The sequence below is a fragment of the Salinibacter sp. genome, from assembly GCF_042218895.1.
In the GTDB taxonomy this organism is placed as follows: domain Bacteria; phylum Bacteroidota; class Rhodothermia; order Rhodothermales; family Salinibacteraceae; genus Salinibacter.
Window position 1 is genome coordinate 1 of sequence record NZ_JBDGQQ010000144.1, and the last position, 8,210, is coordinate 8,210.

Genomic DNA, 8,210 nt, shown 5'->3' on the forward strand with positions numbered 1-8,210 from the left:
GCGTACTCCTGCTCGATGAAGTTCTTCGAGACGACCCGGCCGTCGAACAGGTGGATCGTGCGGGCCGAGTACTCGGCGTCCGCCGGCGAGTGGGTCACCATCACGATTGTCGTCCCCGCCTCGTTGAGCGCCGAGAGCAGCTCCATGATCTGCGCGCCGTTGGTCGAGTCGAGGTTCCCCGTCGGCTCGTCGGCCAGGATCAGCTTCGGGTCGGCCACCACTGCCCGGGCCACCGCCACCCGCTGCTGCTGGCCCCCGGAGAGCTGCTGGGGAAAGTGGTCGCGCCGGTGGGCGATCTGTACGCGGTCGAGGGCCGCCTCCACCCGCTCGGTCCGCTCCGCCGACGGGACGTCGAGGTAAAGCAGGGGGAGCTCGACGTTTTCGTAGACGGTCAGCTCATCGATCAGGTTAAAGCTCTGGAAGACAAACCCGATGTTGCCCTTCCGCATCTGGGCGCGCTGGCGCTCGCTGCGGTCCCCCACCTCCTGGCCGTCGAGCTGGTAGCGGCCGTCGGTGGGGGTATCGAGCAGGCCCAGGACGTTGAGCAGGGTCGACTTGCCGCAGCCGGACGGGCCCATGACGGAAATAAATTCCCCGGCGTCGATGTCGAGGTTGACGCCGTCGAGGGCAATCGTTTCGACCTCATCGGTGCGGTAGATCTTTTTGAGGCCTTCTGTTTTGATCATGGTGGTTGCGTCGTGGTGATTGTTGGCGTCGAAGAATCAGGCGTTGGAATACCGGAGCGTTTTGCTACAGCAAACGCCCAAACGCAAGAACGCAGGCTATTGAAGGGACAGGCGGTCGGCGTCGCCGAAGGTGTCGTAGCTGCTCGTGATGACTTTGTCCCCGGGCTTTAACCCTTCCAGCACCTCGAAGTAGTTCGGGTTCTGGCGGCCAAGGCGGATGGGCCGGCGCACGGCCGCGCTGCCGTCTTCCGTGAGCACGTAGGCCCAGTTGCCGCCGGTGCTCTGATAGAATCCGCCGCGCGGGAGGAGAAGGGCCTCCTGTGGCTGGCCCAGTTGCAGCTTTAGGCGCGCCGTCTGGCCACGGCGCAGGTCGGAGGGCGAGCTGCCCTTGAAGGCCAGGTCCACCTCGAAGCGTCCACCTTCGACCTCCGGATACACGCGGTCGACGATCAGTGTGCGCGTCGTGTCCCCGAGGGCATCGGTCGTTGCCGTCTGGCCGTGCCGCACGCGCTCGATGTAGAACTCGTCGATCTGAGCTCGCAGCTTGAAACCGGTGGTTTTATCGACCTGCCCGATCCGCTCCCCGGCACTGATGGTTTGTCCGAGCTCCACGTTCAGGGACGTGAGCTGCCCGCTGATCGGGGCCCGGACGGTAAGGCTTTCGACCGACTCCTGGATGACCTCGTACTGCTGGTCGAGCCGTTGGCGCTGCTTGCGCTGCTGCTTGAGTTGGGACTGGAAGCGGAGCGAGTCCTGCCGGTAGGCCGACTGGGTGAGCTCAAGGCGGCGGCGCTGGTATTGAAGATTGTCGCGCGTTCGCTGAAACTGCCGGTCGGCGATCAGGTCTTGCTCGTGAAGACGCTTCTGGCGCTCGAACTGCCGTTCCAATTCTCGGATTCGGTTTTTAATCTGCGCGAGATCCCGTTGCAGTTGAAGCCGCCGCTGCTCGATGTCCATTCGAAGCTGCTGCATGCGGCTCCGCTGCTCGGCCAGCCGGGCCTCGGTTTGGGCGAGCTGCAGGCGAAGGTCGTTGTTGGAGAGCCGAACGAGGGGGGTGCCCGCCTCGACCCTCGCCCCGGCCTTCTTCGGGATTGCCTCGACGCGGCCCCCCTCTGCGGGGCTCAGGTAGACGGTCTTCTCCGGAATCGCCGTCCCCGTGACGGCGATGAACTCCTGAAAGTCGCCCTTCGTCACGGTCGAGATGGTGACTTTCGCCCGGTCGACGTTGAGCGTGCGTCCGCCGGTGGCGGTCGCCCACACCCCGTAGGCCAGCCCGCCAATCAGCAGGAGGGCGGTGAGCCCCAGGGCGATGCGTTTGGGCGTGAACAGGGGCGTCTCGACCTCACGGTCTACCCCCTCCCCGGCTCCGGACCGGGCGCTTGTCCCCTCCAGAAGAGGCGATGCGTTCTCAGTGGGGTCTTCCGTAGGAGCACCGTCGCCTTGCGAGGTCGAGTTGGGAGACATAGGTCGCGTGGAACGATTGGGGGGCGTGTGCGGGTGTGAAGATCAGTGGGAACGTCCCGTTCAATGGTTCTCGCAACGCGCGTTCCACGATCTACCGGCCGGCCGCAGCACCGGCAGGCCCCGATTTCGGGGGACGACGTGTGCGAATCCGCACGGTCGGCCGTGCGTTACCGCTCGCCACCTTCTCATCGGTCTGGTCTTTGAGATGCCCTCTGCCTCGGACGGTCGGGTGCTTATCGTCGACGATGACCGCGACGTGCTCACGGCCCTCCGCCTGCTGCTGAAGGAGCACGTGGGTGCGGTCCACACCGCCACGGACCCGTCCTCCATCCCCGCGCTTCTTCGCGAGCACGACTGCAACGTCGTCCTGCTGGACATGAATTTCCGCCAGGACGCCTCCAGCGGCCGCGAGGGCTTCGAGTGGCTCGACAAGATCCAGTCCATCGATCCGCAGGTCGTGGTCGTGATGATCACCGCCTACGGCGACGTGGAGAAGGCCGTGCGGGCCATGAAGGGCGGGGCGGCCGACTTCATCGTGAAGCCCTGGACCGATCCCGAACTCGTGGCCAGCGTGCAGGCGGCCATCAAGCTGCACCAGACCCGCGCCGCGGCCGACGCCCCCACCTCGGCCGACGCGGAGAGCGAGGCCACCGAGCCCCCGGCCTCGGCCAACGACCAGCCTAGCTTCGAGGGCATCATCGGGGAGAGCGAGGCGATGCGGTCCATCTACGCCCTCATCGAAAAGGTGGCCGACACGGACGCCAACGTGCTCATCCTCGGTGAGAACGGCACCGGCAAGGAACTTGTGGCCCGCGCGGTCCACCGCCGCTCCGACCGCGCCGACGGGCCCTTCGTGACGGCGGACCTCGGGGCGCTCAGTCCGTCGCTCTTCGAGAGCGAGCTCTTCGGGCACGCGGAGGGGGCCTTCACGGGGGCCGAGTCCGACCATGCCGGGCGCTTCGAGACCGCCGACGGCGGCACCCTCTTCCTGGACGAGATTGGCAACATCCCGATGGAGCTCCAGAAGAAGCTGCTCACCGTCCTCCAGCGACGGGAGGTGACTCGCGTGGGCGAGGTGGAGCCGCGGCCGATCGACATCCGGCTGGTCTGCGCTACGAACCGGCCGATTTACGACGCGATGGACGCGGGGGACTTCCGGCAGGATCTTCTCTTCCGCATCAACACGGTCGAAATCGAACTTCCGCCTCTCAGCGAGCGCGGGGACGACGTGCTCCGCCTCGCCCGTCACTTCCTGACCGAGTACGCCCGGAAGTACAGCGCGGACGTCGACGGCTTTACGGACGAGGCCCGGAAGGCTCTGCGTCGCTATCACTGGCCCGGCAACGTCCGCGAGTTGAAGCACACAATCGAGCGGGCCGTTATCCTTAGCGAGTCCGAGCACATCGTGCCCGACGACCTCCGGTTTTCGGCTCCCTCGCCCGAGTCCGACGGGACCGACGACGAGACGCTCGGGACGCTCGACCTCGACAAGCTGGAGCAGACGGCCGTGCGGCAGGCCCTGAGCAAGCACGGGGGCAACGTGAGTCAGGCCGCCCAGGAGCTCGGCATCTCCCGCCGCGCCCTGTACCGCCGCATCGAAAAGTACGGGTTGTGAGTGGGGGAATGGGAGAACACGGGAATGGGGGAGAGGAGATTGCCTCGATGCATGCCAGAATGATTTCTCGACATGGCCGTTGAGCGAGTAGAGGACCTGGATGTGGATCGGCGGGCGTTCCAGGCATCGATGGAGATCCCTACGCAGTCTAGGGAAGGGTCGAAAGTGGAGCGGCACGCGTTGACCGATCAGATTCGGCGGGCGTCGCGAGCGGCCGGTGCGACTCTCTCGGAGGCCTGGCGGAAGCGGCGGTGCCCGACGCACTTTGTCGGCAAGCTGCCGGATGTCGACGCGGAGGCGAACGAACCCCGAACGGGGCTTCGCTCTGCGCGGAGCTGGGATTCTCTGTAGTTTTTCGAGATTAACCGCAGGATGCTTCGACCGCTCTGTCACCTTCCGAAGCCCGGCTGCCAGGGTTCGGAATTGACCCCTCCGGCCTTCGAAGAAAATGCCGCCCGGACGACTGCGGAGGCGGAGCGCTCGGAAATTCTTCACTGTTTGACCGAGCGAAGCGAGGGAGTTTGAAGAATTACAGCAGAGCCGGAGCAGCCGTCAGGCATTTTCTTCGTCAGCCGTGATCTTTTTGGTTCATTTTTGTATCTAGACAAAAATGAACGTCCCAGCTCAAGAAGGGCAGCTTGCTTCGTCATCGAGACTCCCCAGTGGAAATTTGCGAGGTCGTCGGGCGGTTAATCTCATAACGTCACACTGAATCCAGAGACTTTCGAGACGCGGGACGACCGGCATGGCCGCATTTGCGGAGGGCCGGTGCGCATGGTGGATGCTCCCCAAAAGGGATGTGGCCCCACCGACTCTGCTCAGAAACCTCCCGTTCCGTACGACACGGAGTAACGCCCTCTCCCCCATTCTCCCTTTCGCAAAATGCACAAGCGCTTCCGCGTTCAGGTAACGCTGCGGGTCGCAGCGATTGCGGGCCTTGCCGGAGCCGCGGCGTATCTGGTTTGGGGGCATGCCCTCTATCTGCCCGCCGTGCTCGTGGTCGGACTCGCCGTTGCGGCGGCGGTCTCGCTCGTGCGCTACACCGAGAAGGTGACGCGCGACCTGACCCGCTTTCTGGAGTCGGTGCAGTACTCCGACTTCACGCGGCGTTTTACCAGCGACGGCCGCGGCCCGTTCTTCGAGGACCTGCGGGACGCCTTCGAGGAGGTGACCTCGGAGTTTCGCCGACTGCGGGCAGAGCGCGAACGGGAAGTGCGCTACCTGGAACAGGTGGTGCAGCACCTGGGCGTCGCCCTCATCGCGTACCAGGACGACGGGGAGGTTGGGCTCATGAACACGGCTGCCCGGCGCCTCCTGCGCACCGGTCCAGTCCGCCACGTCGAGGCCCTTGAGCGGGTGAGCGACGACCTCGCCGAGACGCTCCGCACACTCGAGTCCGGGGAGCAGGCGATGGTGCGGGTCGAGGAGGAAGATCGCACGCTCCAGCTGGCCGTTCGCGTGCGGCGGTTTCGGCTGCAGGGGGAGCCCCACGCCCTGGCGTCCCTCCAGGACCTGCGTAATGAGCTGGAGGAAAAGGAGATGGAGGCGTGGCAGGAGCTGACCAGCGTGCTCACCCACGAGATCATGAACTCGGTGGCCCCCATCTCGTCGCTGGCCTCCACCGCCCAGCGCCGCCTCGACGCCGAGAGCGACGGCACCCCCCTCACCGCCGACCAGGCCGCCGACGTCCGCGAGGCCGTCGGCGCCATCGAGCAGCGGAGCGAAGGGCTCATCAATTTCGTGGACGCCTACCGCAGCTTTACAGACATTCCGTCCCCCGAGTTTGAGTTGCTCGAGGTCGAGGACGTGTTCGACAATGTCACTCGCCTTCTCCGCGCCCAGAGCGAGAACCAGGCGCTCTCCCTCACCACCTCAATCGATCCGCCCGACCTGACCCTAACCGCCGATCCGGACCTGATCGATCAGGTCCTCCTGAATCTAGCGCTCAACGCCCTCCAGGCGATCGAGGAGGTGCCCGACGCCCAACCGGGCCACATCGAATTTCGAGCTCACGTGGACCCCCGGAGTCGTCCTGTGATCCAGGTCGAGGACAATGGCCCTGGGATTCCCGACGACGTGCAGGAAAAAATCTTCGTCCCTTTCTTTACGACGAAGGAAGAGGGCTCCGGCATCGGCCTCAGCCTCTCCCGCCAGATCATGCGCCTACATGGCGGAAGCATTTCGGTCCACTCCTCCTCGGGGGACGGAACGGTGTTCACGCTGCGATTTTAAGCCCTCCCCTACGACTGCCGGCTCGTCCAGTCGAGCCAGCCGGACAAGCCGAAGTAGAAGGCCGGATAGATGAACGAGCCCCACAGCACCCAGTCGCCCCCCCAGGCTGGAAGGTCCGGAAAGGTGGGCAGTAGGGCCAACAGGAGGCCCAGCCACGCCACCCCGCCGACGGTCACGATTGTCCGCCAGGGCGCGGGCGCAGCGTTCGGGTAGATGAAGCGAACGGGCACTAGCGTCAGGACGCCGAGCACAACGACGGCCCCGAGCGACACGTACGCCCCCGTCGTCCCGTATCTGACTGCGAGCAGGCCCACGTAGTAGGCCACTACGTTCCAGTACGACGGGAAGCCGAGAAAGAATCCTTTCTTGACCTGCTTGGCCGACGTGTTTGCGAACCCGAAAAGACTGACCACCATCGCGAGCACCACCCAGAGCCCATCCGGATCGGGCAGCCAGTCCATGCGCCACACGAGCGTGAGCGGGACGAACGTGAACGTGAGGTAGTCGACGATCTGGTCGATCGTGGGGCCGAGGATGCGCGGCGCATACAGCTTTACGTTCCACAAGCGGGCCAGCGGGCCGTCGGCCGCGTCGATGAGTACGGCCAGCGTGAGCCACGCGAATACCCACCGCGGGTCGGGGTCGGACTGCACGACCTCGGCCACGGCCAAGAACGCAAACACTACCCCTGAGGCCGTAAAGAGATGGACGAGGTACGCCCGCGCTTTTCGCCCCAGCCGCGCCCGGTCGGACTCATTGTCTAAATCAAGGGTGGACATCGGATGGTTCTCCGGCGGCCCCCTTCGAGGGGGGTGCCGACTCAAAAGGCTGGGGAAGGAGTGCAGGCTTTAGTAACTGATCATACAGACTTGATGTCGAAGATGTCCGCGCGTCGCCGGGTGGGGCCCCGGTGCGCTCGCTCTTATTTGCCCCGAGCGAGCGTCTGTCTCTCCATGTTCCCTACTTTTCCCGAAACGCGAGCGTCAGCGGCACCCCTTCGAACCCGAAGGCGTCCCGAATTTTGCCCTCCAGGTACCGCTTGTAGGAGGTCCGCACCGCCTCTGGGTGGTTGGCAAAGAGGGCGAATACGGGCGGCGCCGTGCGCACCTGCGTGGCATACTTGATTTTAACGAAGGCGCCGCTGGAACTGGAGGGGGGATGTTTTTCCTGAATGGCCGCCTGTAGCGCGTCGTTGAGCGCGCTCGTCGAGATTCTCCGCTCCCGCTCCTCGGCCACCTCCAGGGCCGTGTCGAGCAGGTCGTAGACTCGCTCTTTCGTCACGGCAGAGACGTAGACGATGGGCACGTGCTCGAACTGATCGAGGTACTGGTGCAGGTACTCCGTGTATTGCTCCATCATGTTTTCCGCGTCCGGCACCAGGTCCCACTTGTTGACGGCAACCACCATGCCTTTCTTGTGCTCGGCGATCGTCGTGAGCACGCGGAGGTCCTGCCGGTGCACCTCTTCGGTGGCGTCGAGGACGAGCACGCACACGTCCCCGGCCTCGATGGCCCGCTCGCTCCGGACCGTAGCGTAGAACTCGACATCCTCCGCCTGGGAGCGCTTTCGCATGCCGGCCGTGTCCACGAGGAGCAACTCGCGGGGGCCGTACTGGACCACCGACTGCACCGCGTCGCGGGTGGTGCCGGGCGTTTCGGTCACGATGGCCCGGTCGAACCCCAGCGTGGCGTTGACGAGCGACGACTTGCCCACGTTGGGCTTCCCCACGAGCGAAATCCGAACGCGGTCGCCCGCCTCCTCGGTGTCTGCTTCGGGCAACTGGTCCACGAGGGCCTCCATGAGGTCGTCCATCCCTCGCTTCGTGGTGCTGCTCATGGGATGGACCTCGCCCAGGCCAAGCTGGTAGAACTCGCTCGCGGCCCACTCGCGCTCCTCATTGTCCGCCTTGTTGGCGACCACCATTACGGGCGTCTCCGTTGTGCGGAGCACGTTCGCAATTTCCTGGTCGACTTCCGTGATGCCGGTCGTCACATCCACCACGAAGAGAATCACGTCGGCGTCTTCCAGGGCGATCTTGGCCTGCTCGCGGATGGCCCGCTCGTAGGGGTCGTCCGAGCGGGGGACGTAGCCGCCGGTGTCGACGAGGGGGATGGTGTGTCCCTCCCATTCGGCCTCGCCGTAGACCCGGTCGCGCGTCACGCCGGGCTCGTCATCGACGATGGCCTGGCGCGAGCCGGTGAGGCGGTTGAATA

General features: G+C 65.1%; 7 protein-coding genes. 3 read left to right on the forward strand and 4 right to left on the reverse strand.

From position 1 onward, the window contains the following. Together ABEL04_RS12250 and ABEL04_RS12255 are read right to left on the reverse strand one after the other, a co-directional pair. Positions 1-686: ABC transporter ATP-binding protein (locus ABEL04_RS12250; protein WP_375802679.1), on the reverse strand; the 686-nt coding region annotated here is incomplete at its 3' end. Between the two features lie 96 nt (positions 687-782). Continuing rightward, positions 783-2,150: an efflux RND transporter periplasmic adaptor subunit gene (locus ABEL04_RS12255; RefSeq protein ID WP_375802680.1), complete on the reverse strand. Its 1,368-nt coding sequence runs from the start codon at positions 2,148-2,150 to the stop codon at positions 783-785. Positions 2,151-2,355: 205 nt separating this feature from the next. Between ABEL04_RS12255 and ABEL04_RS12260 the strand changes: the two genes are divergently transcribed. From ABEL04_RS12260 to ABEL04_RS12270, 3 genes are all read left to right on the forward strand, one after another. Further along, on the forward strand, positions 2,356-3,765 hold the full coding sequence (locus ABEL04_RS12260) for a sigma-54-dependent transcriptional regulator (protein WP_375802681.1): 1,410 nt from the start codon (positions 2,356-2,358) through the stop codon (positions 3,763-3,765). 72 nt (positions 3,766-3,837) lie between these two features. Then, positions 3,838-4,116: a four helix bundle protein gene (locus tag ABEL04_RS12265; RefSeq protein ID WP_375802682.1), complete on the forward strand. Its 279-nt coding sequence runs from the start codon at positions 3,838-3,840 to the stop codon at positions 4,114-4,116. 531 nt (positions 4,117-4,647) lie between these two features. Then, positions 4,648-5,997 carry a PAS domain-containing sensor histidine kinase gene (locus tag ABEL04_RS12270; RefSeq protein WP_375802683.1) on the forward strand — a complete coding sequence of 450 codons (1,350 nt, stop codon included), beginning with the start codon at positions 4,648-4,650 and terminating at the stop codon, positions 5,995-5,997. Positions 5,998-6,005: 8 nt separating this feature from the next. Here the strand turns inward: ABEL04_RS12270 and ABEL04_RS12275 are convergent, their stop codons facing one another. Together ABEL04_RS12275 and der are read right to left on the reverse strand one after the other, a co-directional pair. Further along, on the reverse strand, positions 6,006-6,776 hold the full coding sequence (locus tag ABEL04_RS12275; protein ID WP_375802684.1) for a CDP-alcohol phosphatidyltransferase family protein: 771 nt from the start codon (positions 6,774-6,776) through the stop codon (positions 6,006-6,008). Between the two features lie 181 nt (positions 6,777-6,957). After that, the coding region (gene der / locus ABEL04_RS12280) for a ribosome biogenesis GTPase Der (RefSeq protein ID WP_375802685.1) at positions 6,958-8,210 on the reverse strand (1,253 nt) is incomplete at its 5' end.